Consider the following 25,762-nt stretch of genomic DNA (forward strand, 5'->3'; position numbering starts at 1 on the left):
AGGACGTTTCGAGGTGCGTGCCTGATTTGCTTATGCATCCTGGGATTGGCCGTCATCATGGCGCTCCTGGAGCTCGTGGCGCATCCCATTCTCTTGAAATCGACCGGCTGTAGTTGGACCGAGGGACCGCAAGGCTTCATCTGCGCGGATGGCTGGGTTGGCCGCACCCTCGAACTTGTCCTCAACCTGCCGATCCTGTTCTCCTATGCGCAAGAGTTTACGCTTTTCGGGGCCAGTGCACCGTTCAGTCGAGACTTCATGATCTTGCTCTATTTGTTCGACGTGATCTTCACTCTCGCTATGGCGTATCCGCTCCTGATCCTGTTTGCGCCCAAAGGCGGTTGACGACGCTGGAAGCATCGCCAACGGCTCTATGCGATACAGCTGCGCGCGCTGAGTGGCGGCGTTGCGTTCTTATAATATCGACGCCTATTCGTCGGCGGGCGGCGGCTGGAAGGGCGAGATGCTCAATCAGGAGCACACGCCGGCGAAGGGCGACCATCCCGTGTTCGGCGCCACCGAGGTCGGGATCGGCTTTTCGGGGACCTGCACGCGCGACAGCCGCGAGCTCGAAGGCATCGCGCTCGCGGGCAAGCGCAGGTTGCGGCTCGCGGCCTCGCTCAAGCTGATGCGGCGGCGTAGACATGGTTCGAGTTTACGTTGCGACTACGCTGGAACCGCCTCTATCACGCTCACCGGCGATTGCGTTGCCACGACGCGACTGAGGCCGAAGCCAGCCTTGTCGAGCAAACGCGCATACTCGACTTCCGTGCGCTCCTGGCCGCCGATCAAGACCAGCATCACCATGTCCAGTATCTTCCCTGGATGAGGAACGTCGCCCGGTGGCAGGACCATCTCGACGATCAACAGCCGCCCATCAGGCTTCATGGCTTTGCGACAATGACCGAGAATTGTGATGCACTGGTCATCGTTCCAATCGTGCAAGACATGCGACAAGACGTAGGCGTCGCCGCCTGAGGGCACCGATTGGAAAAAATCGCCGGGCTCGACGGTCACACGATCCACGACCCCATTGTCTTCGAGTAATTTTGCCGCACCGACCAGGGCGTGTGGCTGATCGAACAACAGGCCTCGAGGCGCCGGGTGTCGCGCAAGTATGGCGGCGAGCATATTGCCCGACGCCCCTCCGACATCGACGACGGTCCGGAGCATCGAGAAGTCATAGGCGGCTGCGACCGCCGGGGGTTCGGCTCCATGAATCCCGACCATTGCCTCACTGAACACTGAAGCGTCGTCGGGATGTTGAGCCAGATACGCGAAGAACGGCATCCCCTGTGCCTTTTCGAAGCCTGGACGACCTGTCTGAAGGGAGTGTAGAAGATTGGCGAAGCCACTCCCGACCCAACTGCTTCCCGTCATGAGCAAGGTCGATCTTGCTGAGCCCGGCGCGTCCGACTTCAATGCCTCCCCGAGCCTTGTGAGCGAAAATCGCAATCGCTCTCCTTCGGTGAGGAGTCCGAGACTGGCCATCGCCCTCATCAATCTATGCAAGGACGGTGCGTGCAGGGCCAATGGGCCAGCGAGCTCGACGGCACTTCCAGGTCCATGGGCAAGTTTATCAGCCAACCCAAGCCTCGCCGCGATGTGCAACACATTCGCGACTGCGCCGGCTGTCCCCATCTGTATCAGTTGGACATGCGGTGGAAGAGACGCAGCAGCTGCTTGAATCGAATCCGCCATGACTTGCTCCAGTTACTTGCTCCAAGTTCGAACGGCTCTTCCACGGGCGTCATTTTCAGTCAGACGACGGTGCCCGGGCCTGGCTCGGCACGCTTGACCTCCGGCTTACTTTTTTCTTACCGGCGGCTTATTGTTTGGGTCGCAATCGGTGCTGGTGCCCCGACCATCGGAGGTCACCCCAGGGAGCGGCAGCTTGCGCTATTCTTTCGAGGATTTTTCATTCGACACGGATCGGCGCGAACTGCATCGCGGATCGGATCTCGTCGCGGTCGCGCCAAAGGCGTTCGATCTACTCGACTTTCTGATCCGCAACCGGGGGCGCGTCGTCAGCAAGGACGATCTCATCAATGCCATATGGAACGGGCGCAGCGTCTCCGACGCCGCGCTGACAACTCGTCTGAATGCGGTGCGGAGCGCGATCGGCGATTCCGGCCAGGAACAGCGCCTGATCAAAACACTGCCGCGAAAGGGCTTCCGTTTCGTCGGACCCGTCCTCCTAGCGCAAGGACCCTCTGGTGCGCCAGTCGCCGACGATAGTCAGCCAGAGCAGCCGGGATCCGTTCTTGCTCTTCCCGACAAACCTTCCGTCGCGGTCCTGCCGTTCCAGAATCTCAGCGACGATCCGAAGCAGGAATATTTTGCCGACGGCATGGTCGAGGACATCATCACGGGATTGTCGCGGTCGAAAATGCTGTTCGTGATCTCGCGAAATTCGAGTTTCGCCTACAAGGGAAAGGCCGTCGACATCAAGCGGGTCGGCCGCGAGCTTGGCGTTCGCTATGTACTGGAAGGCAGCGTACGCAAGGTTGGAAAACGGATACGCGTGACCGGACAGCTGATCGATGCCCCTACCGGGGCGCACATCTGGGCGGACAAGTTCGACAGCGATCTCGAAGATATCTTCGATTTGCAGGACCGCCTGACGAGCAGCGTGATAGGCGCAATGTCTCCACAGCTCGAGCGGGCCGAGATAGAGCGCGCCCGGCGCAAACCGACAGAAAGCCTCCAGGCCTATGACCATTATATGCGCTCCAAGTTCAGCATCTACCAGTGGACCCGGGAGGGCAGCCATGAGGCTCTCAGGTTGAGCGAGCTTGCCATCGCCCTCGATCCGGCATTTGCCGTCGCCTACGCGTCTGCAGCCAACATTTTCGGTCAGAGGAAGGGGTTCGGATGGATCGAGGACGCGGCAAAGGAACGGGCTGAAAGCCGACGGCTGGCCGAACGCGCGGTTCAGCTCGACAAGGACGATCCTGTGGTGCTTGCGCACGCATCGCAGGTGTATTCCTACGTGCTCGAAGAGCCGGAGACGGGATCAGCGTTTGCCACAAAGGCCGTTGCACTCGATCCCAATCTGGCGCTGGCGCGGCTTTGGGCGGGCTGGGCGCAGGTTTATCTTGGCGATCACGAGGCGGCGATCGAGCAATTCTCGATGGCCGTTCGCTTGAGCCCGATCGATCCCCACTTGTTCGTGCCGCAAACCGGGCTGGCCTTCGCTCATTTCTTTGCAGGGCGGTATGAAGAAAGTCTGTCGTGGGCTGCGAGCGCCATCCAGCGCCAGCCAAATTTTCCGGGCGGTCAGCGAATACAAATGTCGAGCCTGGCGATGGCCGGGCGGATCGCCGAAGCCCGTCGCGCTTGCGACGCAGTCCTGCAAGCCGACCCCGCTTTGCGCATTTCCGGCATCAGGAGCGCGCCATTTCGCCGGCCCGAAGATGTCGAGAAATTGGGCGATGCTTGGCGAATTGCTGGCGTACCTGAATAACCGGCTCTAGCCATCGCTCCATTTGCAAGCTCGTAGCAGGCTCGTAGGATGGGTTGAGCCCTTGCGAAACCCATCACCAACCCGACGCCTCTCGCCGAGGCAAAGACCGCTTCGGACCGATCGCCCGCCCAGTCCATCGGGGTGTGACCAAGTTCGGCGTGACGGTGAAACGATGACGACGCCGGATCGCGGCCGCGTTTCACCAGAGCATGCTTGACCGAGGTGGTAAACGGTCATGACGGAATGCCATTACAAAACAGGAGCGATGGCTTTCGCAAGGGCTCAGCCCCTCCTAGGCTCTGATGCCGCAGGGCCGCCCCGCGTTCCCAAACGCGCTGGCCTCGGATCTCGTCATGGCACGGGGCAGACGGCTCCGGTGCGGCTGGCGGCGTCGCTATTGGGGCGGCCCGTAGGCTATCGCGTCTCGATCGCCGCTCTTGCGCCGCGGAGGCAGCCATGGCGACCGCCTGCAAACACCATCACGGGGGGCACATCACCTGCCCGGGTGATGTGCAGTAGATCATGGAATGATATTCTACCTAGGGATGACGTACTCTTGATGGCAATTGTCATTTGCAGGCGAAGAGATGACTTCGACGTCGGAATTTTCTCACGCGATCTTTTATCTGCGGCTCATTGAGCGCTTCGTCATCACGGGGCTGGTACTCGCGGTTGCCGTCATCGTCCTCATTGCGTTTTGGCGGACGGTTCATCGTATCGACTTCAATGTCGAGAAGGAAAAGGTTGGTGTTGCGGGCACGACGCTCATCGCGACCCCCGTACTCGTTCTTCTGATTCTCGTCGGGTTTGCTTGGGTGGTTCTGACCAACGGCATATCGCTCGAGATAGCGACCCAGAATCCAGCGCCCACAACGCCCGAGCAGCCAGATCGCCAGCCCAAACAGCCGCCGGAATCCGGTGCACTTTCGAAACCGGTTGTCGTTGTGGAAAAGTACAACGGCAGCAATTCCACGGGAGAGAACGTCGCGGAGTTGCTGCCCAGTTTCAACTGCGCATTTGCACATGTTCAGAATCCGACGCCTGAACAAGAGCGCGCGATCCGGCTCGTAAAGGCGGAAGCTCTTCTTGCGCACTGGCCCGCCCCGTGGACCGCCGAGAAGGAAACGTTCCGCAAATGGGCGATCGGCGATCCCGGGGCGACTGCGAATGGGCAAAGCGGTGCGGTGCCCAACGGGAACATCACTCAACTCTTTCACAACGTCGACCGAGACTGCAACAGGTAAGCAATGCGTTGGATATTGCTAGGCAGCTATCTTCTGCTCACCGTCGGGCCGGTCGGTGCACAGCTTTATTCGGATGGTCTTCTTCAGGCGAAACAGGCGAAGGATTCGGCCAATCTGCAATTTACCGTTACGGAGTTGCTGTCTTCTGCGTCGCCCGAAGTGCGCGACAAATTGCGAAACGTAACGGTGGTCTCGCCAGCGCGCAGTCCGGTAGACCCGGACTTTCCGTTGGGTTTTTTCAGCAATTCAGCAGCACAAGAGATCATCATACCTGTGCAAAGCAAGAAGTTCTTCAACGACTATCTCGTGCTGCGCGCCTGGTTTGAAAAGCGCGGGTGCGATCAGACTTCGGTGGCGTCGTATCTCGCGATCGTCATGACACGGCGCCCGGAATCGCGATCCGTCGGCAGTCCGCTCGACGCATTCGGCGTCTCCGAGTCAAACGCCATTCAAGTTCAATACGTGGACAGCGTTTCCCTCGGCAACTTGAATTCTGGCATGAAATTCATCCTCGCGCATGAGTTGGGCCACATCTACTACGGTGATGGAATTGCTGACACCCTTGAAGATCAAATCGCGAGGGAAGAGCGTGCTGACGCCTTTGCGATGGATATTTTAGCGGCTGCTCACGAGCGTCCCTACGGCGTGGTGCCCTTGTTTAGTGCGACGCGCTTCAACGATCCGTCAATGGAGCATGCGCCGTTTGGGACGCACCCGTTGAGCCATTCGAGGCTTGACGCCCTCGCTGGCCGGCTACGGCGGGTTCCTGAGCAGTTCTTCTCGCCACAGCAAGACGCTGACAAGGAGCGCGAGAGAACGTTTCGATTGGCGAACGAAATTGACAAAATCGTCGTTGCGCTAAGGCATGAGGAATTTGTCCGCGCGCGCGATGAGCTCGTTAGGGAGTACCCGCCTTCGACGTTCAAACTTGCGTGCCGATAGGCGGCGTCGATCGCGAAGGACTGCGCGCAAGCATGCAGAATGAGAGCAGGCCGCAACTGCGGTCCAGTGATGGAGTTAGACAAATGGGTCGTTGGGCCGGTAGCTTCCGTCTTGCAATTGTCATCGTTTGCTTCAATCAGGCGATTCCTGCTCAGCATGCGGCCGCGTCTCCGCTCGACACGGCGACAACGCTGCTTACGCTTGCTGCCTGGGACCCTCAAAGATTGATCGATGATCCTCCGCTGGCAAATCCATCCGCTTCGGACAGCGCTGAATTCAAGATCATTCGACCTTGCCTGAGAAAGATTCGCGCCGGATATGAGGCTCAACTGCCCGCGCTTCAGCGGCAGTACGACATCCTTGTAAGGCAGGTTGGAACCGCGGGGGCGAAAGACTCGGCTGCTGAACAGGCTTTGAATGAGGCGACAGGTTTTATTCGACTCATGAACATTTCAGAGCTCGCAATCACCAACGGTAGCAATCTGGCGGCGAGTGCAGATTTTCAGATCAACAAAGGCCTCATAGATGCCCTGAATCAAAAGATAGAGGAGTGGAGAAGGTTGAATCCGTACGCGCCTAACGTTCTGGAAGAACAGAACCAAAAAACAAAGCTTTCGACTTTCGCCATTTATAGGGAGCGCTTGCGAGCCCAATGCGGGCTGTAGAGCAGGCGCTCAGGACCATCGCAAGAAGGCCAAGCTGATTCCGCAACCTAACCCTCTCGTGCGCTTTGAACCATGACCGGACGAAGGAAGCGCGCCCAGAGAGTCGCACTTTTCGAGCGATCATGAGGCTTTTCATGATCGCAACATTCGCGGCCGGAGTTCGCAGGATGGCTTGAGCCCTTGCGAAACCCATCACCAACCTGACGCCTCTCGCCATAGCGAAGACAGCCTTCGGACTGATCGCCCGCCCAGTCCATCGGGGTGTGACCGAGTTCGGCGTGACGATGAAAACGATGATGACGCCGGATCGCGTCCGCGTTTCACCAGAGCATGCTTGACCGAGGTGGTACGCGGTCATGACGGAATGCCATCACAAAACAAGAGCGATGGGTTTCGCAAGGGCTCAACCCATCCAACGGGCTGAAAGCCGCACCTCATATCCGCAGGGCCGAAAGCCGTGCCGCGAGGAATTCCATTGCGGCGCGGATGCGCCGCGGCAAGCTGCCGGCGCTCGGCCTGACCCAGACGATCTGGAGCGGGATTGGCGGCGGCTCGTGGCCGACGAGGATTTGCTCGACGATGCCTTGCTCGACGAGTTGACGCACCTGCCAGAGCGGAGCGAGGCCGATGCCAAGCCCGGACGCGACGGCCGCGTTGCGTGCCGCGGCACTTTCCGAGCGAAAGCGGCCCTGAACCGCGATGCGCCGTTTGTTGCCGCCAAATACCCATCTGTCATCGTCGCTGGCTCGCAACACGCATTCATGATGGGTCAGGTCTCGCGGTCGTTCGGGACGGCCGTAGGCGGCGAGATAGGCCGGCGAGGCGAACACGGCCCAACTCAATCCGCCGAGTCGGCGAACCCGCAAGTTCGAGTCCGGCAGGTGGCCGATGCGGATGGCTAAATCCAGCTTCTCGGCGACGAGGTCGACACGCTCGTCAGACAGCACGAGTTCGATGTCGATCTCCAGATTGCGCGTCAGGAACTGGCTGAGGATGGGAGCCACATATTCGGGGCCGAACAGGCTCGACGTGCCGATGCGGATGGTGCCGGCAAGCCGCCGATCGCTGGCGAGCAGATCTTCGCGCGCTGCGTCGATGGTCGTGAGTGCGAGGCGGATGCGGCCGGCAAATTCGAGGCCGACCGCTGTCGGTCGCAGGCGCCGCGTCGTTCGCGAGACCAGCTCCACGCCGAGGTCGCTCTCGAGCCGCGCGAGCGAACGGCTCACGGACTGTAATGATTTGCCGAGCCGCGTTGCCGCCGACGTCAGGCTACCTTCATCTATGATGGTCAGAAACGTCGCGTAATCAGCGAACGAGGTCAGCGTCATTCTCCTGAAACATGAGATAATATATCCACTTTATCGGATATTATCACGCTGTGCGCGATGTGTTCTGAATGGGCTCTCAACAACCCGGAGCCTCCCCATGACGAAACCAGATGCTTGCGCGGCAAGGGCACCTCTCGCGGCCCTGACGCCTCTCTATGGCGCCCCGATCACGCTCGATGAGGCGAGGGTCGTGGCCGATGCAGCATGCGTGGAAGCGCAGCGTCATGGCTGGCCCATGGTGATCGCGATCGCCGACAGCACCGGTCATCTCGTGCTGCTCTACCGTCTCGATCAGGCGCAGCATGGCAGCGTGCTCGTCGCGCAACAGAAGGCGAAGACGGCAGTTGATTTCCGGAGGCCGACGGGAGCGTTCGAATCCGCGTTGGCTGATGGCGGCCTTCACTTGCGGCTGCTGGGCATGACCAACCTGATGCCTCTGGAAGGCGGCCTTCCAATCCTGCGCGGCGGCACGGTGATCGGTGCGATCGGCGTATCGGGCATGCAATCAACCCAGGACGCGCAAGTCGCCGCGGCCGGTCTTGCCGCGTTGGAAGCTTGACCGGCTCCAACAGCACCAGCTCACGGCGCCGGACACGCCGCTCCCGTCTTCACCCAGGCTTCCACCAGCGCGCCGGCCTCCTCTTGCGTGCCCGGCGCAGGCGAGCGGCCGAAGCCGGGCTTCCAGGCCCAGCCGACGAGGGTGTCCTTGCCGATGTGGTCGATCAGCGCTTCCACCTTGCGGCCGCCGTTGCGCATCGGGTCGCGGATCTGCTCGCAGATCTCGGCGACCGTCTTGCCTTCCCAGGCCATCTCGCGCGGGGCGAGGTGCCATTCGGGATGGCCGGGAATGCGGCCGGGCTCGAAATTGGCCTTCTGGTGGCAGGTGTGGCAGCGCATCGCTTCCACGCCGTGCCCGTCGGCGCCGCGCGTCACCGGTGGCTGATGGATGCGGGGCGTGTCGCCTTGCCGCGGGCTGTCGCCGGCCGGATGGCAGTTGGTGCAGCGCGGATGCGTCAGCACCTTGCCGAGCTCGGTGAAGATCGCGGCCGAGCGCTTTTCGGTGTCAGTGATGCCGGCAAAACTATCGGGCGAGGCGAGGGCGTGGCCCGTCGTATCAGATGCGGCGTAGCCGGCGCACAGGCTGCTCGTCAGCGCCGCCATCACGGCCATGATCTTGATGCGCGTGGTGATCATCCCGGCCGCACTCATTTGGTGGCGACGAGGTAGCGGCTGGCATCGGCGAGGATCACGTCGCGCACCGCCTCGTGATATCTGATGTAGCCGGTGCAGCGGCAGAGATGCCCGTCGAGCGCGTCTGCAATGGTCTGCTCCAGCGCCTCGCGGGCGACCGGGGCGCGCGCGAGACGTTCGAGCAGCACCTGGCCCTCGTTGAGGAAGCCTGCGGTGCAATAGCCGCACTGGAAGGCGAAGTGATCGATGAAGGCCTGTTGCAGGGCCGAGAGCTGGCCGTTCTTCGCATGGCCTTCGACGGTGCGGATCGACTTGCCGTCGAAATTCACGGCAGGCGCGACACAGGTCGGGCTGGTGTAGCTCGTGCCATCCGGCGCGTCGACGATGATGGCGCAGCTCAGGCATTGCGCGGCGCCGCAGCCGAATTTGGTGCCGGTCATGCCGAGCATCTCGCGCAAAAGATCGTTCATCGAGAGATCGTCGCGGACATCCATCGGACCATGCTTTTGGCCGTTGATGGTGAGGCTGAGGGTCGTCACGCCAAAACTCCCTTCAAGAGGCTCGCCGTGACCGGCAGGGCGCGGAAACGATGGCCGGTGGCGTCGTGGATGGCGTTGATCAGCGCCGGCACGATCGGGATCATCACGACCTCCGCCATGCCCTTGGGGGCTTCGTCCGGGGTCAGCGGCTTCAGCATCTCGATCTCGAGATCGCGCAACGGAAGATCCGAGCCGCGCGCGACCAGGTAACGGCCGAGATTCCATTCGCCGTTGCCGGGGCCGCCCTCGAACGGCGGCAGCGTTTCCAGCAGCGCATAGCCGACGCCCATGGCAAAGCCGCCATGGGACTGGCCCATCACCACCTCCGGCACCAGCGCGGTGCCGCATTCGAACACGCTGTAGGCCTTGGCGATGCGAAGCGCACCGGAGGCGCGCTCGATCTCGACGCGGACGAGCGTGCCGCACATCGAGGTGTAGGCGGTGCCGATGCGGTTGTTGTCGGTCGGCGGAAACTTGACGCTGACGCGATTGATGCGCTCGAACTTGTTGTGGCCGCGGCGGATCGCGAGTGCATCGATCTCGGCGCGATATTGCTCGCCGAACAGGGGGAAGCGCGCGCGCGACCAGGCCCAGCGCGAAAAACTGTGCGCGACCGCGCCGGTGACGAAGCCGCGCGCGTGCGCGGTTGCGGCGAGCGCCGGCAGCGCCAGTGGCGGGAGGCCGGGCATCGTCAGCTGGCCGTTCTGCCAGCTCGCGTTGGCCCATTGCCGTGCGCGCGGATCAGTCTTGGGAATGCGCCACAGCTCAAGTGCGGCAGGCCACAGGCCGAAGCGGAAGATGATTCGGGCAGCCTCCGTGGAGGAATGCGTGCCGACATGGGCGCCGATCGAGGCCGATGTCGCCGAGGAGATCGCGGGCACCCAGCGTGGATTGCGCTCGGCGGCGTCCTGGGTTTTCTGGTCCATCGTGTAGGGATCGCCCGAACTGATGAGACCGAGCACGTCGTAGCTGTCGACACGTGCGACCGTAACCTCGTCGGCGATGGCGCCGAGATGGAAGGCAACGCGGTTCGCCAGCGCCGTGCCGATGCCGTTGCCCATCTCGACATGGTCGCAGAAGATCGAAATGTTGCCGTCGACGCCGAGCTCGACGCGGCCGAGCGAGCAGTCCGCGCCGGAACCATAGTCCTTGGTGACGCAGGCCACACCGGTGCCGACCAGCCGATCGCCTGTGGTTTGCCTGAGCTGTGCGCGCTGCTGCCAGATCGGATGCTTTTCGAGCTTGTCGAGGATTTCGGGCGTGCGCACCGAGACGATGTAGGGATTGCCGGTCATGGTCCGGCTGCCTCAAGGCATTGCGGCGGCGGAATTCGATCGGGTCGAGCTTGAGCTCGCCGGCCGCTTCATCGATCAGCGCTTCGAGCGCGGTCATGGTCTGCAGCGTGCCGTAGCCGCGCATCGAGCCGGCGGTGACGCCGCGCGAATGCAGCGCGGTGGTGGTGACGTCGACCTTGGGGATGTCGTAGATGCCGATCGCGCCTGTGGCGGCGACCACGGCGACGTTGGCGGAGAAGTTTTTCAGCCCGCCGCCGTCGAGCACATGATCGGCGGCAAACGCCTTGATCAGGCCGGTCGAACGGTCGATGCCGATGCGCGAGCGCATCTTGATCGGGTGGCGTTTGATGCCGCCCTGGAATTGCTGGTAGCGGTCATGCGCGAGCCGCACCGGCTTGCCCGGAAAGCAGATCGCCGCCAGCGCGACATAGAGAATGAACGGCGTGTGGTCGCGGCCGCCGAAGCCGCCGCCGACATGGGCGAACTGGGCGTTGATATGCGAGGGCTTGTAGGGCGGATGCGCTTTGCCGAGCAGATGCGCGAGCGACTCCGCAGCCTCGTAAGGCGACTGCACGCCGAGCACCAGCTCCAGATTGCCGCCTTTGCCGCTGTACCAGGCGAGCCCGCATTCCGGCTCCAGGAACATCGGATCGACCGATTGCGTCTCGAACTCGCGGTCGAGCACGAGCAGAGAGGCGTTGTCCGCAGCAAGCTCGCTGCGGATCTGATCGCCAAGCTTGGCCGCCTTGACGTAATCGGCCGGCATCTCCCTGGCGAGCGGGGACCACACGGGCAGTGCTGCGTTTTGCACCTTCTTCGGCGAGACCCAGCCGGCCTGGATCGGCGAATAGAGGTCGGGCTTGTCGGGCGAGGGGCCTGCAACGCGGGTGAAGCGGTAGGAGCCGTAATCGGGCGCAATCACGGGGCCGGTTTCTTCGCCGGATTTCACGAAGGTGCCGTCACGCAGCACGAGCCGCGCCTGGTCGAAGGCGTCAAATTTTTCGAAGATCAGCAGCGCGACCGGCTGGCCCAGATAGAGCGGCGTCTTGCCGAGCGGGCAGAACAGATCACCGGCATAGAACTCCGGCACCTCGGTGCCGATGCGGTCGAGATCGCTCGCCGTGATTATGACGGAAGGCTTGAGCGCTCCCGACAGGCGGGCGAGGTCCATGCCGGTGTAGACATGCGTGGCGTCATTGGCGCGCACCAAAATCGCGTGCGAGGTGGTCTGCGGCCAGCCGGGCAGGTCATTGGCGCGGAAGTCGGAGGCGTAGAGCTTTGCGCCGGTGACTTTGGCGACGCCGTCGACGCGGCCGGCGCCCTTTGTCGCCGGATTGAAATTGCCGCGTCCCGGCAGCGTCTCATGGGCCGCGAAGGGCGCGTTGGCCGCCGCGGCAAGATGCGACAGGCTGACCGAGATGCCGCCCGCCGATAACCACTTCACGAACTCGCGTCGCGAAGGCCGCATGATCTCATCCTTGCACAAGGTCTCTTGGGCTCACGATGCTGACGGCATCGCGGCCATGAGCTTTGAAATGGGTACGCGCCAACGCTGGCCTGAAGCTGTCATGATTCGCCATGCGACGATAGAACAGCGCAGCGCCTTACCACCTCGTGAAGACGCGGCGGCATTGCCGCCGCGTGTCCCGGTGTTTCGCTGCGCTATTTGAGATCCGCAATGGTCGCGGGGCCGGGGCCGGGCGTGACCAGGGTCGGCCATTGCCTGGAGCCGAACGGGACCAGCGGCGGCAGGAACGGCGTCATGCCGCGCTTTGCGGTCTCGGCGATGATGGCGGCGCGCGCATCGCCTCCCATCAGCTCGTAGTCCATCAAATGATAATTGCCGAAGAACAGCGCGCCGACCGAACGGTCCGCGATGATCCGCGCCAGCGATTCCAGCATGTCCGATGGCGTCGTGGTGAACGAGACCGTCTCGATCAGCAGCAGACGCGTGTTGATGGCCTCGGGGCCGAAGAACTGCGCGAGCACGCTGAAGATCACGTTGTTCTGCCGGGCGACGTAGATGGTGTTGCTGGCGGCATAGGTCTTCTCCCAGTCGGGACCGAGCTGCGTCTTCCAGTCGGCCAGCACGCCCATCCAGTGCGCGACCTGGGTCTGCGCCGCCCACGCGACGTTCCTGGCGAGGAACGGGGCCTGCTGCTTGCCGAAAGCCTCCAGCTTCGCGAACGGAACGACGCCGCTCGCCAAGCATTCGTCCATGAAGGCGATGTTGTTCTTCAGGATGGTGCGATTGTTGTCGCGCCAGTCGGCCTGCATCGGGGTGGCGTCGAGGCTGTCGAGTGCCGACTGCATCCGGCTGCGGAAGGCCAGCATCGCGCCGCGCCAGGATTTGTTGTCGGGATTGTCGACATAGGGGCCGACCACCTCGGCCAGCGCCATGGTGCTGTGGCCGACCGATTTCAGCAGTTGATAGACGACCGGCACCTGCGGCGCGTCGAGCGGCGGCTGGCCCGGCCGGTAGAGGATCAGGCGTCCGCCCGCGCCGGAGAACAGGCCGAGGATCACCGGGTGCTTGTCCAGGATGTTCTTCTGGAACAGCTTTGCAGCGTCGCCATAGAGCTCGAACATCGCCGTGTTCAGCGCGAGCACGTCCCTGGTGGCGACGTCACCCGGCGCGGCATTGGTCTTGCCGGAGATCGGCGCCATGTAGTCGGGCAGGGTCTGGGCGATTGCGGCGCTGCCGCCGAGCATCAGTGCGGCGGCCATGGCCAGGCCAAAGCGAGTTTTCATCGGTAGTCCCCCGGGTCACATCTACGGACGTCCGCCGGAATCGCTGGACGCCGCCATCCGCGCTTCTGGCTGAAAATTGCTAAGGATTTGTCAGGAAGGGACAAAACCCGGGTCCGGCCGGGCTTCCCCTGGCGCCCCGCATGGCCTATTACGCCGCAACGCAACAATTCCCCCAAAAAGACCTCATGATCCGCCTCGACAACGTCAGCAAGCAAGCCGGCCACCAGATCCTGTTCATCGAAGCCTCCGCCGCCCTCAACAAGGGCGAGAAGATCGGCCTCGTCGGTCCGAACGGCGCCGGCAAGACCACCCTGTTCCGGATGATCGCCGGCGAGGAGCTGCCCGACGAAGGGCAGGTCTCGACCGACCGCGGCATCACCATCGGCTATTTCAACCAGGACGTCGGCGAGATGTCGGGCCGCAGCGCCGTGGCCGAGGTGATGAATGGCGCGGGTCCCGTCAGCGAGGTCGCGGCCGAGTTGCACCAGCTTGAGGTCGCGATGGCCGACCCCGACAAGGCCGACCAGATGGACGAGATCATCGCGCGCTATGGCGAGGTGCAGCACGCCTTCGAAGAGCTCGACGGCTATGCGCTCGACGGCCGCGCGCGCGAAGCGTTGTCCGGCCTCGGCTTCAGCCAGGAGATGATGGACGGCGACGTCGGAAAACTCTCCGGCGGCTGGAAGATGCGCGTGGCGCTGGCGCGTATTCTTTTGATGCGTCCCGACGTGATGCTGCTCGACGAGCCGAGCAACCATCTCGATCTGGAAAGCCTGATCTGGCTGGAGAAGTTTCTGCACGATTACGAAGGCACGCTGCTGATGACCTCGCATGACCGCGAGTTCATCAACCGCGTGATCTCAAAAGTGGTCGAGATCGATTCCGGCTCGCTGACGACCTACACCGGCAATTACGAGTTCTACGAGCAGCAGCGTGCGCTCAACGAGAAGCAGCAGCAGGCGCAGTTCGAGCGCCAGCAGGCGATGCTCGCGAAGGAGATCAAATTCATCGAGCGCTTCAAGGCGCGCGCCTCGCACGCCGCGCAAGTGCAGAGCCGGGTGAAGAAGCTCGACAAGATCGAGCGCGTCGAGCCGCCGCGCCGCCGCCAGACCATCGCCTTCGACTTCCTGCCGGCGCCGCGCTCCGGCGAGGACGTCGTGGCGTTAAAGAATGTCCACAAGGGCTATGGCAGCAAGCGCATCTATGACGGGCTGGATTTCATGATCCGCCGCAGGGAGCGCTGGTGCGTGATGGGCGTCAACGGCGCCGGAAAATCGACGCTGCTCAAGCTCATTGCCGGGGCGAGCGAGCCGGACGAGGGGACGGTGGCGGTCGGCGGCAGCGTCAAGATGGGCTATTTCGCCCAGCACGCGATGGATCTGCTCGACGGCGAACGCACCGTGTTCCAGTCGCTGGAAGACCAGTTTCCGACCGCGGGGCAGGGAAGCTTGCGCGCGCTCGCCGGCTGCTTCGGCTTCTCCGGCGACGACGTCGAGAAGCGCTGCCGGGTGCTGTCAGGCGGCGAGAAGGCGCGGCTCGTGATGGCCAAAATGCTGTTCGACCCGCCGAACTTTCTGGTGCTGGACGAGCCGACCAACCATCTCGACCTCGCCACCAAGGAAATGCTGATCAATGCGCTGTCGGATTTCGAAGGCACCATGCTGTTCGTCTCGCATGACCGGCATTTTCTTGCGACGCTGTCCAACCGCGTGCTGGAGCTGACGCCCGAGGGCATCCACCAGTTCGGCGGCGGCTACACGGAATACGTCGCGCGCACCGGGCAGGAAGCGCCGGGATTGCGGTCGTAGTGAGCTATGTCAGGTTTCGCCGAAACCACTCCCGGCGCTCTTGCTCTTCTTCGGGAGATCGACGTTCCACGAGCACGAAGCCCACGAGTCGATCATCCTGATCTGACCAAAAGTTTCCGGCCTCTGCGTTGGTCGTGTATACTGTGATGGTTACGGGAGCCGATGGACTCAGCTTCTCCAGCGCAGTTAGCAGTGATGGAAAGCCACGTGTAGCGATGCCGGCTCTGATAGTACTCTCCTGCCGTATTCTGAGTAGTCGGAGCCAGAATTCGGCAGACGCGTAGTTCGATGCTCCCGCCACAGAGCCAGGCTGCGTCAGATCCGTTCGTTTCAGGAAGTTGAGCGCCGCCGCCTTGTCTTCATTTGCCGGCAGCGAGCCGATCATTCGCGTCAGCAATTCGACCGTCATCGCCACAGCATCTCTCCAAAGAGCGGTACGCTATGGTAACTTTCGTACGAAGATTGCCAAGGGCACATGCCCGCTTCTTTTGGCGACGCTGGTCGCAAGTGGCCATGCAGGATGGGCGCCGATCGGCGCCCATCCGTTGGGTTTGCGGCGGCTACCGCAAGATCTCGTTCAGCACTTCGCCATCGACCCCGTGCGGCCTGACGCCCAGGATCTGCATGATGGTCGGGGCCACGTCGAGATTGTGCATGCGACGGATCGTGGTGTTGTCGCGGATGCCGGGGCCGGAGGCGATGAAGGTCGCGCTCATCACCGGCAGCTTCGGATCGTGGCCGTGGGCGCCGTAGAAATTGGGCATCGACAATGCGGTCGTGGCCGGGTTGAACGGCGCATCGCCGAGGCGGGCGACGCCGGGGTTTTGGATGCCGTCGAAATTGTAGCCCGGCGCCATCAGCGCGAACACATCGCCAAAATCCTGGCCGATGGTCTTGCTGGTGCACTGCCCGAGCCCGGCCTCGCATTGCGCCGGACGGGTCTCGACCACGGTGAAGATCTTCCCCTGCTCGAGCGAGAAGTTGAACTTCGGGTTCGGGTCGACCGCGTTCTGCACGGCTGCGGTGATCTGCGCCAGCAGCGCCTGGTAGGTGGCGGGATCGACGGTGCCGCCTTGCTCGCGCTGCTGCAGGTTGATGTAGATGTTGGCCGCGGGACCCGAGGTGCGGATCGCCACCTTGGTGGTGTCGATGCCCGCATTCTTCAGGATGTTGGTCATGCTGACCGAGGTGTGGAACGGCGCAAAGCCGTGGTCTGAAACAACGATGACGTTGCTGTCCGGGCCTGCCGCGTCCATGATCCGCTTCACCGCCTTGTCCGCGGTCTGATAGGCAAAGCGGATATAGGAGCCGTAGCGCGCGACTTTCGCGGGATCCTGGTTGGCGCCGGTCGAGTTCGGGTCCTTCGGGTTGGTGCCCTGGCGCGGGTCGGTGAGCAGGAACTGGTGCTCGGAGCCGTCAGGCTGCTCGATATAGACCATCACGAGGTCGGCGTCGGGATGGTTCTGGATCGCGCGCTCGCCGATCTCGGCCTGGTAGCGCACGAAGGTCTTGACCATGTCCTCGTACATCGCCTCGATCTCGACGTCGGGAAAATTGGTGAAGCCCGGGCTCAGCCGCTCCGGAATGCGGAAATCGGCCTGTGGACGCCAGAACCCGATGCTGTTGTTGAGTCGTCGACATCGGCCAGCACCGGCGCGTTGCGCGGGATGAAATTGGCGCCATAGCGGGCGAAGCGCACCACCGAGAGATCAGGCGCGAGCTGCGAGACGAAATAGGCCGCACCGACTTTCGCGCCGCTGCCGTCGAAGAAGAACGGCGCATTCTCGCCGCCGAACTTGACGTAGGCCGGCCCGGTCGCCGGCGGCGCGAAGGGTCCCGCCGTGATGCCGCGCGTGGCGTCGAAGAACACCAGCGTGTCGTAGTTCGCGACGTTGTCGTTGGTGGTGTCGAGTGCGGCAACGCGGATCGCGTATTTGAGGTCGAGCGTTGCCGCGCTGGTGCAGGTTGCGGTCGAGGCCGATGCGCAGGAAAAGCTCTCGATCGGATTCGCAGTCGCCAGCACCGGGCTGAACGAGAAGCGGCCGGCCGCTTGCAGCGCCGAGGCCACTGCCGCATCGGGAGCGAAGTCGGTCTGGGTCAGCGAAAAGCCCTGGGCGCCGAGGCCGCCGAATGCGCCGAACGGCACGGTATAGTCGGTGACGCGGATCGGCTGCGCTGGCTGCACCACGGTGCCGTTGATCGAGATGTCGGCGCCGTCGCCGCCCGGCCAGGTCGCGGTGACGACCTTCTTGCCCTGCTGGCGCAGTTGCACCCACAGCGGCAGGGCCGTGGGCCGCGGCGTCGGCCCGAGCGGGCTCTCGCGATAGCCACCGATCGGCGCAGCAAAGCCGCTGAGGCTCGAGGTGGCTGGCCCGACGATCGCCTGGAAGGTGTTGGAGGGGATGTCGTTGTGGACGGCGGTCGAGCCGGTCGCGATTTCAATATGCGAGACCGCGGTGAGCGAGGGCGAGGCCGTGATGTTCTGCACGGCAATCGCGCCATGACGGCTCAGCCGCGCCAGGCCGCCGTCGCGCGGCAGCACGCCTTCTGCGATGAACTGCTGGATGAAATCAGGCTTGGCGCCGTCGAGCGAGATGAGCACCACCGGCGGCGAGCGATGTCCGTGATGCCTGCCGTGATCCCTGTCACGCGAATTGTCGGAACCGCGATCGCGCTCGTTGCCATCCTGATCGGCGTGAACCGGCATGGCCGTGCCGGCCAGCGATGCCGCGAGCGAAAGCGACGATATCAGGGAGAGAAGCCTTTTTCTTGTCCACGTGCTGCCCCGTGTTTTTTGCCGCACAATCTGTGCGCGTTTCACCTGGAATGACACGTGGAGTATCGAGTGCGGCCGACGACGCGCGTGTGACGCTTGAGCGACGCGTGCGCGTCGCTGCGCGGATGTTGTCGCAAGAGTCCAACTCGATCTCTGACGCGCGCGTGAAGGGAACCCGGCAATGCAGGCCTGCGCTCACGCGCCTTGAAGGCTGCGAACTCGTTCGTTACGCTTGAGAAAAATCGGGAGGGGCGCGTGAAACAGTTGAGGATCGGCGACATCACCATCGATGCGGTGATCGAGCGGGACGGGCCGTGGCGACGGCCGCAAGATTTTTTCCCGGCTTATGACGACGGTGTGTTCAAGCACCATCTGCCGACGATGGAGCCCGAAGTGTTCGACGCCGCACGCGGCATGATGGTCATCACCTATCAGACGTTTGTCGTGCGCACGCCGCGCCACACCATTTTGGTCGATACCTGCACCGGCGAGGACAAGGGCCATCCGCCGCCGTTCGACTTTCCCGGCAAGGAACGCTGGCGCAACGAATTGTTCGCGCTCGGAATCGGCTTCGAGCAGATCGACTATGTCTTCTGCACGCATCTGCACATCGACCATACCGGCTGGAACACGACATTGCGCGACGGCCGCTGGGTGCCGACATTCCCGAACGCGAAATACGTCTTCCACAAGGGCGAGTACGCGGCCTGGGAGGCCGAGAATGCCAAGGGCAACAATCCGCCGGGAACGGTCTTCCGCGACAATTGCCTGCCGATCGTCGAGGCGGGGCAGGCGCTGCTGGTCGACGACGATTATGCGCTGGACGATACTGTCACGCTGACGCCGACGCCCGGGCATTCGCCCTGCCATTGCTGCGTGAATATTTTCTCTGGGGGACAGCGCGCGGTGGTCGCCGGCGACCTCATGCACCACCAGATCCAGTGCCGCGAGCCGGACTGGTCGGCGAAGCCCGATTGGGATGCGAAGCAGTCGGCGGTGTCGCGGCGAAAGTTCTTCGCTTCCGTCGCCGACACCGACACGCTGATCCTGCCGATCCATTTTCCGGCGCCGACGGTTGGACTGATCAAGCCGTTCGGCGCCGCCTTTGATTACCGCTTCAAGCGCGAATAGAGCGGATGCTCTAGAGCCCCGTTGCGGGGCTCTAGATTCTTGTTTTGACGCGTTTTCCTCACGCGAACCGGAATCCACTTCGCTCGAAAACGCTCTAATAGGCGTAGAACATCCGCTGGATTTCCTTGGTGTCGGTGGTCTTGGTCAGCGCCAGCATCAGCAAAATACGCGCCTTTTGCGGGTTGAGCGTATCCGAGACGACGAAGTCGTGTTCGTCGTCCTTGGCTTCGCCATTGCGCGCGACGATGCCGTTGCCGACGCGGCTGCTGCGGAGGATCACGACACCCTTCTTGCGGGCCTCGTCAAGAGCCGGCTCGACCGCGGGCCGGGCAAGGCTGCCGTCACCCGTGCCGGCATGCACGATCCCCTTGGCGCCGGCGGCGACAAAAGCGTCGATCGCGACCCGGTTCATGTTGGCGTAGCCGTAGACGATATCGACCTGCGGCAGGACATCGAGGTTAGAGACGTCAAATTCGGAGTCCGCCGTGTGCCGGCGGGTCGATTGACGATAGAAATACGGCTTGTTGCCCTGCATGTAACCGAGAAAGCCGAGCTCCGGCGTGCGGAAGGTGTCTGCCGTCGAAGTGTTGTTCTTGGTGACGTCGCGCGCCGCGTTGATCTGATCGTTGAGAGAGACGAGCACGCCCTTGCCGACCGCTTCCTCACTGCCTGCGAGGATCACCGCATTGAACAGGTTGATCGGCCCGTCCGCGCTGATCGCGGTCGACGGCCGCATCGCGCCCACGACGACGACAGGCTTTTTGCTCTTGACGGTCAGGTTCAGGAAATAGCTGGTCTCCTCGATCGTATCGGTGCCGTGCGTGATCACGATGCCGTCGACGTCGTCCTGCGCGAGCAGCGTGTTGACGCGCTTGGCAAGCTTCAGCCAGTAGTCATTGTTCATGTTCTCGCTGGCGATCTGGAAAACCTGCTCGCCCTTGACGTTGGCCACCGTCTTCAGCTCGGGGACGGCGTTCAGGAGGGTCTCGATGCCCACCGTGGCTGCGGTGTAACCGACCACGGTGGTGCTGCTCGCTCCGGAGCCGGCGATTGTGCCGCCGGTTGCCAGAACCATGACGTTGGGCAGACCGACGCCCCTCGCGTTCGCGACGTCAAAACTGATGAGCAGCACGAACAGCAAGCTCAATGTTGCCAATATCTGATTACGCACTCGAAGTTGCCACATCTTAACGTCCTTTTGCTGGAAAGCCTTGTCGACGCGCCCCGTTTCGCTCAGCACTGCATGATCCGTCAGCCGACGGCTTCTGTCTAGGGTTGTGATGTTTTCGGGTGATTTCGTTCGGGCGCTCGGCGCGCGCGTGGAGGCGGCGAAGGTCTGTCTTCACCTCGCCCCGCTTGCGGGAGAGGTCGAATTTGCGCAGCGCAAATTCGGGTGAGGGGGACTCTCCGCGAATCCAACTACCGCCTTCTCTGCGGAGACTCCCCCTCACCCCAACCCTCTCAGCGCGAGCGAAGCTCGTCGCGGCCCCGCATCCACCTTCGCTAAGGCTTCGGCGGACAAGAGCGGGGCGAGGGAGTAGATGTATCGTAACGCCTTACGCGCCCATCTCGCACTTCTTCATGAAGCTGTTCTTGGCGGCGCCGGCGAGGGCCTTGCCATCGGAGCCGACGGCCTTCGGCGCGCAGGCGTCTTCCTTGCACTTCTTCATGAACGAGGTTTTGGCCGCGCCGGCGAGCGCCTTGCCGTCCTTGCCGACTGCCTTGCTCTCGCAGGTGTCGTCTGCAAGCGCCGAGCCAGCTGCAAAGGTGGCAACGATCGCAGCCAGGAAAATTCGCTTCATCATGGGTGTCTCCCTAAACCAAAAGATGGCGCTCCGAATTGGAGCCCGGAATCGTGGCGCAATCAAGCAGGATCGCGGCGCGGCATCGGTCCTCGCCTCATTTTTTCCAGCCGTCGAGAATGCTTGCGGCCTTGACGAGGGCATCGTCCATGGCCGCCTGATTCCCCGGTGCCGACTGCCGCCGCGACGGCGGCTCGTCGAAATCATGGGTGGCGCCGGGATAGAGGGTGACGTCGATGGGGCTGCCAGGTCTGGTCCGTCGGCCGTCATGTTTAGCGCGCAGGAGACACCCTGCAAGGCTGACATTCAACCGGAGTTGCTGCACTGAACGACCTCAGCGCTTGCCGCCGATGCTTCTGACCAGCATGGCAACCTGAACCGCGATCAGGCGCCGCATGTCCTTGCCGTTCCGGGCGGTCTCGCGCAGCCCACGCATGCCAAAGACCAGGCATCGCGCCAGCGCTTCCGGCTCATCCGCTATGCCGGCGGATCGCACCTGGTCGCGGATCAGATCGGTCACCAGAATCTGAAAATTGTCGTAGACGATGCGGACTGTGCGAAAGTGCAGATCGAACAGATCCGCCGCGTCGGGATGCATCTCGGCCAGGTCGAAACCGTGGGCTCCCCAGGACTTGCAGGCGTAGAGCAGCTTGGCGTGAAGGCCATCGAGCCGTGCGATTGCGGCGTGGATCTCGCGGTGCTTCTGCTCATCCATTCTCTGGATCACGGCCGCGAAGATGGCATCCTTGTCGGGGAAGAGCAGATAAAGTGCCGGCCGCGACATTCCCGCCTGCGCGGCGATGTCGCCCATCGTCGTGCGCGCGTAGCCATAACGCGAGAACACGTCCGTTGCAGCCGCAACGGCGAGCTCCGCTTTCGAAACCTTCGGATGGGGCATGAGCCTCCCGCGATCAACAGACGGTCAAGATTGACAAAAAATCGAAAAATGTCAATATGACAAGGAGGGCAACATCACGGGACCTGGACTATGAACGATGAAGCACGCCTGAAAACCTGGAATATTTATCAGTCCGCGTGGGGCCCGATTGATGAGATCGAACGCCGTCGCCTGCTCGAGCAGAGCGTGGCCCTGGATTGCGTGTATGCCGATCCCGTTTCACAGGTCCACGGGCGGGACGCCTTGATGGCCCGCATCGCCCAATCCCAGCTCAAGTTTCCCGGCGCGCATTTCAAGAATGACAGCTTTCTCGTGCATCACGAGCAGGGCCTGTTTCGCTGGACGATGTACAACGGCCTCGGCCAGGTGTTCGTGAAGGGCGAAAGCTTTGGTCGCTTTGACGACGACGGCCGCCTGGTTCAGGCGACCGGCTTCTTCGAGGTCCCGCCTGGACAACCCTGATCGTTCGCCTTCGGTAGGCGCAGCAACGAGCCGCAGCCGGCTCGAACGATCGAGATCAAATCCCCCGCGCGAGCAGCGCCTTGAAATCGGCGCGTGCACGCTGCGCCTCGGCGCGGGCGACCTCCGAGGCGTCCCCGAGGCCGAAATAGCCATGGATCAGGCCGGCGCCCTCGTGATGCTTCACCCGCACGCCGGCGGTCTCCAGCGCCCACGCATAGGCTGTGCCTTCGTCGCGCAGCGGATCGAACCAGGCGGTGGTCACGATCGCGGGCGCGAGGCCTGCGAGTGAGGCGGCACGCAGCGGCGAGACCCGCCAGTCGGCGGCGTGACTGGCATCAGCGAGATAATGGCCGGCGAACCATTTCATGACCGCACGCGAGAGGAAGTAGCCTTCGGCATTCTCGGCGCGCGATGGAAAGCGCGCGTTCTCGCGTGCGTCGGCATAGAAGCCCACGACGTCGGTGACGGGATAGACCAGCAGCTGCGCGGTGAGCTTGATGCCGGCATCGCGGCAGGCGATCGCGGTGGCGGCTGCGAGATTGCCGCCGGCGCTGTCACCGGCAACGCCAACACGCTTTGCATCGCCGCCAAATTCCGCGACACGGTTGAACACGTCGCTCGCAGCCGTGAGGGCGTCCTCGAAGGCGCCGGGAAAGCGCGTTTCCGGCGGGCGGCGATAGTCGACGGAGACGACGACCGCGCCGGTCTCGATCGCAAGATTGCGCGCCTGCCGGTCGTGGGTCTCGAGGTCACCCGCGACCCAGCCGCCGCCATGGAAGAACACGACAGTGGGCGCGGGCGCGCTGCCGGTGCGATAAACGCGTGCATTCAGCGGGCCGGCGCCGCCCTTCACCTGGATATCCTGCACGGCATCGACGGGCGGCGGCGGCACGGCGGCGCGCGCGGCAGCCAGTGCGCGCAAGGAATCGCGGGCGCTCTGTGGCGTCATCGTCGCGGGATCGCGCAGCGGCAGCAGCGGAATGATCTGGGCGATGACGGGATCGAGCGGTGCGGCCATGATCGGATCCTCACGGGTGTGGCGTGGCCACAGGGGTTCTTGGTCTTGCTTGCGGGTTAGCATAGATTTCACGCGCCGCATCGGCAACCGGAGACGTGTTGCAGACGTCATGCAGATGAACGAACGGGCAGGGAGGTCCTGAGGTGGAATTCGAAACGCTGGTCCAGTCGCGCCGCAGCGTGCGCGGTTTCAAGCAGCAGCCGGTGCCGCGCGCCGTCGTCGAGGCGATCATCGAGAGCGCCAAGCGCGCACCGTCGTCGATGAACACACAGCCCTGGCATGTTCACGTGCTCACAGGCAGCCCGCTCGAAGAGGTGCGTCGCCGCAACATGGACGAGATGATCGGTGGCGCCACGGTCAAGCGCGACATCATCAGCCATGGCGAGTACCAGGGCGTGCATCGCAGCCGCCAGGTCGACATCGCCAAGAAGCTGTTCGGCGCGATGGGGATTGCGCGCGACGACAAGCCGATGCGGCAGGACTGGGTGCTGCGCGGCTTCCGCCAGTTCGACGCGCCGGTTTCGCTGGTGCTGACCTATGACCGCGTGCTCGATCCCGGCGCCGTCTGCCATTTCGATCTCGGTGCACTCTGCTACGGCATCGTGCTGGCAGCCTGGGACCGCGGGCTCGGCTCTGTCATCAACGGGCAGGGCATCATGCGCTCCGACATCGTGCGCGAAGTCGCAAAGATCCCGGAAGACGAGGTCATCATGACCTGCGTTGCGATGGGCTATCCCGACGACAACTTTGCCGCGAATGCCGTTCGTTCGGAGCGCGAGGGCAATGACGAGTTCGTTCGCTACGTCGGTTTCGCCGACTGACACAGAGAGGCTGGAGGAGATTATTCCCTCACGAAATTTTTCGTGCGGACTCGTTACGGCCTCTTGCAATCTCCACCGTGCAGGAGGAACAATATGCGGACTCAAAGGTTTGTTGCTGGCGCGAGGGAATTGACATGCGGCGGCTGGCTAGCCTGGTTCGATGGTTCTTCGGTCCGCGGATGCGGCGTCCGATCGATGATGATCCCAGCCTTCCTTTTACGGCTGAAGAGTTCAGCAGGCTGGTCCGCAGTGGCCGGCGCGAGGACATGAAGCTGCTCGCCGAAGGACTGGCTTGTCGCTCGATCCCGCACCGCATCAAATACCGGGCGACGCACTAAAGCGCGATGAGATTGGGATTAATCGTCATCGCGCTTTAGGTTATTGTTGTCTGCGCATGATCTTGCCGGAAAAGCGCTGCGCACTTTTCCGGATCATGCACTCGGCGCACCCGTGACGTCGTTGCCCGCCCGCTGGTTTGGCGCGCGCTCAGCGTGAGAGTGCGACCTCCTTGAAGGATGCGACCAGCGCCTTCTCCAGCTTTCCGGTCATCCCGCAGAGAATATTATAGGCCTCGTTGCGCGGCATCGTCGGCTTGTAGGGCCGGTGTTCGATCAGTGCGGCGAAGATGTCCGAGATCGTGAGAATGCGCACGATGTCGTTGATGCTCTCGCTGGCCAGCGCATCCGGATAGCCGCTGCCGTCGAGATATTCGTGGTGATGTCGGACGGCATCGAGAATTTCCGGCGAGATCTTCTCGTGGTCCTTGAGAAAGTCGTAACCCGCCGCCGGGTGCGTCTCGATCATGGCGCGCTCCTTGGCATCGAGCCGGCCGGGCTTGTCCAGGATCGCAAGCGGGATCTGGGCCTTGCCGATGTCATGGAACATGGCGGCCGAATACAGGCGCTCCAGGTCGGTTCGTCGGACGCCGAGGCTCAGTCCGAAGCCGATGGCAACGCCGGTCACGAGCAGGCAATGCTGGTAGGTTCCCTCATGGTGGCGCCGTACCGTGGTCAGCCATTCCGACAGGCCGTGCTCGGTGATGCGGTCGGCAATCTGGCGTCCGGCTGCCTTGGTGCCGTCGACATCAAGGGGCTGGCCAAGTGTGACGGCCGTGAACATCGATGCGATGGCGGTGGCCGCGGTCTCGACGGCGTTGTCGGGCTGGGGCGAACTGCCCCGCGAGTCCGATGCCGGGTCGGCCGGATCAGCCAGCGCCGCCAGCAGCTTGATCTTGTTGAGCGGGCCGGGGAGCACAAGCGTCGCGCCGAGCGCATAGGCTTGCGAGATGCAGACGTGCGAGGAATGCTCGACGAGGAAGATGCGTTTGGTGGCCTTGGCCAGCCTGGCGGACCGCCTCTTGATCGCCACGATGTTGTCGACGTCACGCAGCTCCGCGCGGACGACGATGGCAAACGGCACTTGCGTCAGCTTGGCTTCCGCGTCGAGCCGTTCGCCGGCGACGGCGAATTGCTGTTCGAGCGCCGCGCAGATGCCCGACAATTTGTCGGAGGTGTCCGCCAGCACATGCACGAAGGGGCGCGCCGATTGCGCCGCCCGGATGCCGCCATCGCCTTTGACGGAACTGGTGATGGTTCGCGCGTTCTGCACGGGTGACCTGGAGTTGA

At 62.9% G+C, this 25,762-nt stretch carries 26 protein-coding genes and 1 pseudogene; 12 read left to right on the forward strand and 15 right to left on the reverse strand.

Going from position 1 to position 25,762, the window contains the following annotated elements; genetic code table 11:
- Window positions 1-57: 57 nt before the first annotated feature.
- Complete coding sequence (locus V1280_RS03990) at window positions 58-345, forward strand: hypothetical protein (protein WP_334519280.1); 288 nt, start codon at window positions 58-60, stop codon at window positions 343-345.
- A gap of 321 nt (window positions 346-666) precedes the next feature.
- Here the strand turns inward: V1280_RS03990 and V1280_RS04000 are convergent, their stop codons facing one another.
- Window positions 667-1,701: a methyltransferase gene (locus V1280_RS04000; RefSeq protein WP_334519283.1), complete on the reverse strand. Its 1,035-nt coding sequence runs from the start codon at window positions 1,699-1,701 to the stop codon at window positions 667-669.
- 193 nt (window positions 1,702-1,894) lie between these two features.
- Between V1280_RS04000 and V1280_RS04005 the strand changes: the two genes are divergently transcribed.
- The 4 genes from V1280_RS04005 (at window position 1,895) to V1280_RS04020 (ending at window position 6,317) form a co-directional block, all read left to right on the forward strand.
- A complete protein-coding gene (locus V1280_RS04005) occupies window positions 1,895-3,466 on the forward strand; it encodes a winged helix-turn-helix domain-containing tetratricopeptide repeat protein (RefSeq protein WP_334519285.1) in 1,572 nt (523 codons plus the stop codon).
- A 587-nt stretch (window positions 3,467-4,053) separates the two neighbouring features.
- A complete protein-coding gene (locus V1280_RS04010; RefSeq protein ID WP_334519287.1) occupies window positions 4,054-4,710 on the forward strand; it encodes a hypothetical protein in 657 nt (218 codons plus the stop codon).
- 3 nt (window positions 4,711-4,713) lie between these two features.
- Window positions 4,714-5,652, forward strand: coding sequence for a hypothetical protein (locus tag V1280_RS04015; RefSeq protein ID WP_334519290.1), 939 nt, complete (start codon window positions 4,714-4,716; stop codon window positions 5,650-5,652).
- Between the two features lie 83 nt (window positions 5,653-5,735).
- Window positions 5,736-6,317, forward strand: a complete 582-nt coding sequence (locus V1280_RS04020) for a hypothetical protein (RefSeq protein WP_334519293.1) — start codon at window positions 5,736-5,738, stop codon at window positions 6,315-6,317.
- Between the two features lie 434 nt (window positions 6,318-6,751).
- Here V1280_RS04020 and V1280_RS04025 read toward each other — a convergent pair whose 3' ends face one another.
- Complete coding sequence (locus V1280_RS04025; protein WP_334519296.1) at window positions 6,752-7,645, reverse strand: LysR family transcriptional regulator; 894 nt, start codon at window positions 7,643-7,645, stop codon at window positions 6,752-6,754.
- Window positions 7,646-7,811: 166 nt separating this feature from the next.
- Here V1280_RS04025 and V1280_RS04030 point away from each other — a divergent pair, with 166 nt between their 5' ends.
- Window positions 7,812-8,204, forward strand: coding sequence for a GlcG/HbpS family heme-binding protein (locus tag V1280_RS04030; protein ID WP_442895218.1), 393 nt, complete (start codon window positions 7,812-7,814; stop codon window positions 8,202-8,204).
- Window positions 8,205-8,224: 20 nt separating this feature from the next.
- Here the strand turns inward: V1280_RS04030 and V1280_RS04035 are convergent, their stop codons facing one another.
- The 3 genes and pseudogenes from V1280_RS04035 to V1280_RS04045 form a co-directional block, all read right to left on the reverse strand.
- Window positions 8,225-8,839: an Isoquinoline 1-oxidoreductase subunit gene (locus V1280_RS04035; protein WP_334519300.1), complete on the reverse strand. Its 615-nt coding sequence runs from the start codon at window positions 8,837-8,839 to the stop codon at window positions 8,225-8,227.
- Window positions 8,840-8,850: 11 nt separating this feature from the next.
- Window positions 8,851-9,375, reverse strand: a complete 525-nt coding sequence (locus V1280_RS04040; protein WP_334519303.1) for a (2Fe-2S)-binding protein — start codon at window positions 9,373-9,375, stop codon at window positions 8,851-8,853.
- Window positions 9,372-12,138, reverse strand: a pseudogene (locus tag V1280_RS04045) (xanthine dehydrogenase family protein molybdopterin-binding subunit). The gene V1280_RS04040 and the pseudogene V1280_RS04045 overlap by 4 nt, the downstream one beginning before the upstream one ends.
- Between V1280_RS04045 and V1280_RS04050 the strand changes: the two are divergent.
- Entirely contained in the window at window positions 12,137-12,340 is a 204-nt protein-coding gene (locus V1280_RS04050) for a hypothetical protein (RefSeq protein ID WP_334519306.1), read from the forward strand. The pseudogene V1280_RS04045 and the gene V1280_RS04050 overlap by 2 nt on opposite strands.
- Here the strand turns inward: V1280_RS04050 and V1280_RS04055 are convergent.
- Window positions 12,333-13,421, reverse strand: coding sequence for a hypothetical protein (locus V1280_RS04055; protein WP_334519308.1), 1,089 nt, complete (start codon window positions 13,419-13,421; stop codon window positions 12,333-12,335). The genes V1280_RS04050 and V1280_RS04055 overlap by 8 nt on opposite strands.
- 185 nt (window positions 13,422-13,606) lie before the next feature.
- On the opposite strand from V1280_RS04055, the gene V1280_RS04060 reads away from it, so the two are divergent.
- Window positions 13,607-15,229, forward strand: coding sequence for an ABC-F family ATP-binding cassette domain-containing protein (locus V1280_RS04060; protein ID WP_334538170.1), 1,623 nt, complete (start codon window positions 13,607-13,609; stop codon window positions 15,227-15,229).
- A 4-nt stretch (window positions 15,230-15,233) separates the two neighbouring features.
- Here the strand turns inward: V1280_RS04060 and V1280_RS04065 are convergent, their stop codons facing one another.
- The 3 genes from V1280_RS04065 to V1280_RS04075 all read right to left on the reverse strand — a co-directional run bounded on the left by V1280_RS04065 (window position 15,234) and on the right by V1280_RS04075 (window position 17,936).
- Window positions 15,234-15,644, reverse strand: a complete 411-nt coding sequence (locus tag V1280_RS04065) for a hypothetical protein (protein ID WP_334519310.1) — start codon at window positions 15,642-15,644, stop codon at window positions 15,234-15,236.
- 145 nt (window positions 15,645-15,789) lie between these two features.
- Window positions 15,790-16,848 carry an alkaline phosphatase family protein gene (locus tag V1280_RS04070; RefSeq protein WP_334538172.1) on the reverse strand — a complete coding sequence of 353 codons (1,059 nt, stop codon included), beginning with the start codon at window positions 16,846-16,848 and terminating at the stop codon, window positions 15,790-15,792.
- Entirely contained in the window at window positions 16,800-17,936 is a 1,137-nt protein-coding gene (locus tag V1280_RS04075; RefSeq protein WP_334519311.1) for an alkaline phosphatase family protein, read from the reverse strand. Before V1280_RS04075 ends, V1280_RS04070 begins: the two co-directional genes overlap by 49 nt.
- Before the next feature lie 324 nt (window positions 17,937-18,260).
- Between V1280_RS04075 and V1280_RS04080 the strand changes: the two genes are divergently transcribed.
- A complete protein-coding gene (locus V1280_RS04080; RefSeq protein ID WP_334519313.1) occupies window positions 18,261-19,136 on the forward strand; it encodes an MBL fold metallo-hydrolase in 876 nt (291 codons plus the stop codon).
- A 94-nt stretch (window positions 19,137-19,230) separates the two neighbouring features.
- Here the strand turns inward: V1280_RS04080 and V1280_RS04085 are convergent, their stop codons facing one another.
- The 4 genes from V1280_RS04085 to V1280_RS04100 all read right to left on the reverse strand — a co-directional run bounded on the left by V1280_RS04085 (window position 19,231) and on the right by V1280_RS04100 (window position 21,836).
- Window positions 19,231-20,322, reverse strand: a complete 1,092-nt coding sequence (locus V1280_RS04085; protein WP_334519316.1) for a type II asparaginase — start codon at window positions 20,320-20,322, stop codon at window positions 19,231-19,233.
- 370 nt (window positions 20,323-20,692) lie between these two features.
- On the reverse strand, window positions 20,693-20,941 hold the full coding sequence (locus V1280_RS04090; RefSeq protein ID WP_334519319.1) for a hypothetical protein: 249 nt from the start codon (window positions 20,939-20,941) through the stop codon (window positions 20,693-20,695).
- Window positions 20,942-21,035: 94 nt separating this feature from the next.
- Window positions 21,036-21,263, reverse strand: a complete 228-nt coding sequence (locus V1280_RS04095; RefSeq protein ID WP_334519322.1) for a hypothetical protein — start codon at window positions 21,261-21,263, stop codon at window positions 21,036-21,038.
- A 9-nt stretch (window positions 21,264-21,272) separates the two neighbouring features.
- Window positions 21,273-21,836, reverse strand: coding sequence for a TetR/AcrR family transcriptional regulator (locus V1280_RS04100; RefSeq protein WP_334519325.1), 564 nt, complete (start codon window positions 21,834-21,836; stop codon window positions 21,273-21,275).
- Window positions 21,837-21,926: 90 nt separating this feature from the next.
- On the opposite strand from V1280_RS04100, the gene V1280_RS04105 reads away from it, so the two are divergent.
- Complete coding sequence (locus V1280_RS04105) at window positions 21,927-22,298, forward strand: nuclear transport factor 2 family protein (RefSeq protein WP_334519328.1); 372 nt, start codon at window positions 21,927-21,929, stop codon at window positions 22,296-22,298.
- 55 nt (window positions 22,299-22,353) lie between these two features.
- Here V1280_RS04105 and V1280_RS04110 read toward each other — a convergent pair whose 3' ends face one another.
- Entirely contained in the window at window positions 22,354-23,316 is a 963-nt protein-coding gene (locus V1280_RS04110) for an alpha/beta hydrolase (RefSeq protein WP_334519331.1), read from the reverse strand.
- Window positions 23,317-23,459: 143 nt separating this feature from the next.
- On the opposite strand from V1280_RS04110, the gene V1280_RS04115 reads away from it, so the two are divergent.
- Window positions 23,460-24,137 carry a nitroreductase gene (locus V1280_RS04115; RefSeq protein ID WP_334519334.1) on the forward strand — a complete coding sequence of 226 codons (678 nt, stop codon included), beginning with the start codon at window positions 23,460-23,462 and terminating at the stop codon, window positions 24,135-24,137.
- 134 nt (window positions 24,138-24,271) lie between these two features.
- Window positions 24,272-24,475 carry a hypothetical protein gene (locus tag V1280_RS04120; protein ID WP_334519337.1) on the forward strand — a complete coding sequence of 68 codons (204 nt, stop codon included), beginning with the start codon at window positions 24,272-24,274 and terminating at the stop codon, window positions 24,473-24,475.
- Between the two features lie 148 nt (window positions 24,476-24,623).
- Here V1280_RS04120 and V1280_RS04125 read toward each other — a convergent pair whose 3' ends face one another.
- Window positions 24,624-25,745, reverse strand: a complete 1,122-nt coding sequence (locus V1280_RS04125; RefSeq protein ID WP_334519340.1) for an HD-GYP domain-containing protein — start codon at window positions 25,743-25,745, stop codon at window positions 24,624-24,626.
- Window positions 25,746-25,762: the final 17 nt, after the last annotated feature.

It is taken from the genome of Bradyrhizobium sp. AZCC 2230 (assembly GCF_036924495.1).
In the GTDB taxonomy this organism is placed as follows: Bacteria; Pseudomonadota; Alphaproteobacteria; order Rhizobiales; family Xanthobacteraceae; genus Bradyrhizobium; species Bradyrhizobium rifense.